This is a genomic window from Candidatus Similichlamydia epinepheli (genome assembly GCF_003056015.1).
In genome coordinates this window covers 1-1,143 of record NZ_PPEU01000152.1, presented here as the reverse complement: position 1 = coordinate 1,143, position 1,143 = coordinate 1, and the positions used below count along the sequence as shown (strand labels likewise).

Genomic DNA, 1,143 nt, shown 5'->3' with positions numbered 1-1,143 from the left:
AAACGTATCTATTTGGGGCACTTATCTGAAAAGTGTAACAACTCAGACTTGGCTCTTAAAATTTCTCGAGAAGCTCTTAAAGGGACATCATTTCAGGGAGAGATTATAATTGCTTCTAAAAAAAACTGCTCAAAACCATCTCTTTGGCCATTATTCACTTAGTTTAGATGCACGAGGAGAATTGAGAATAATTTCATCTTGCTGCCCACTTAAGCGAAGTGTAGCTAATTTTTTAGAAAGATCTTCTAATTGAGCTAAAGAAGATTGTGCTTTTTGAGAGCTCTTAAAATTAGTTATCAGTTCATCTTGAGAGTTGAACTTAGAAGAAAAGGTAACTTCAGAGGCTGTATTAAAGTCCGGAACGTAAAGAAAAGAACAAATAGATGGAGGTAGCGTAGAGTAAATATCAGAACTAGCTGGCTTTTCAACTTCAATTTTAACTATTTGCTTAGGAGGACGTCCCCTTTTAGGACGAGGATTCAACGCTTCACTAGAATAGTAGACTTGAGCTTTTGTTCGTAGAGATTGTCTTATCTCAGATAAGTCTTTGGGAACTTTGGCATTGAATAGGTGACGTTTAATTTTTTCAATAATCGTATTTGAAAGTTCAAGGTCTTCCTCAAATACAAAATCAAAATCGTTTTCTCGAAGCCACTCTGTAATACGAATTCGGAACTTGTCTTGGTAATATTGTTGCCATTTTTCGTGCTCAGCATGATGGTCGAGCAAAAATTCAAGGAAGTTTTCTCTAGGATCTTTTGAACTTATGATGTCTAACAGTTTCTCTCTTGTATCAATATCGTACACTTTCTCATGAATGAAACCTTCCATAAGCTTCTTTTGCTCATAGAAGGTTAATTTCGGGATCAAGTAATAGCGTTCCTTAGATTCATTCAGCTCAAGAAGAAGAGAGTCTATTTCTTCTTGTTCTTTGTCTAGATCCATGTAAATTATAAAACCCTCTACACGGTCCAAAAAGTAGTCTCTCTCATCGTCTGATTTGGCAAAAGCATCCATAAGACGATTAAATCGAAGAATCAGCGGATTCTGAGCATGAGGAAAGCGCGGTGCTGGAGTAGGTAATTCTTCACGTTTTTTGGTCTTCTTTTTTTTGGGCTCCTCGCTCTTCATTCCTGTCTCCTG

1 protein-coding gene is annotated in these 1,143 nt (G+C 36.9%); it reads right to left on the bottom strand.

Annotated features, from left to right (window positions below; translation table 11 throughout):
• Positions 1-150 precede the first annotated feature (150 nt).
• On the bottom strand, positions 151-1,143 hold a 993-nt coding region (locus tag GCCT14_RS05075; RefSeq protein WP_320411698.1), incomplete at its 5' end, for a UPF0158 family protein.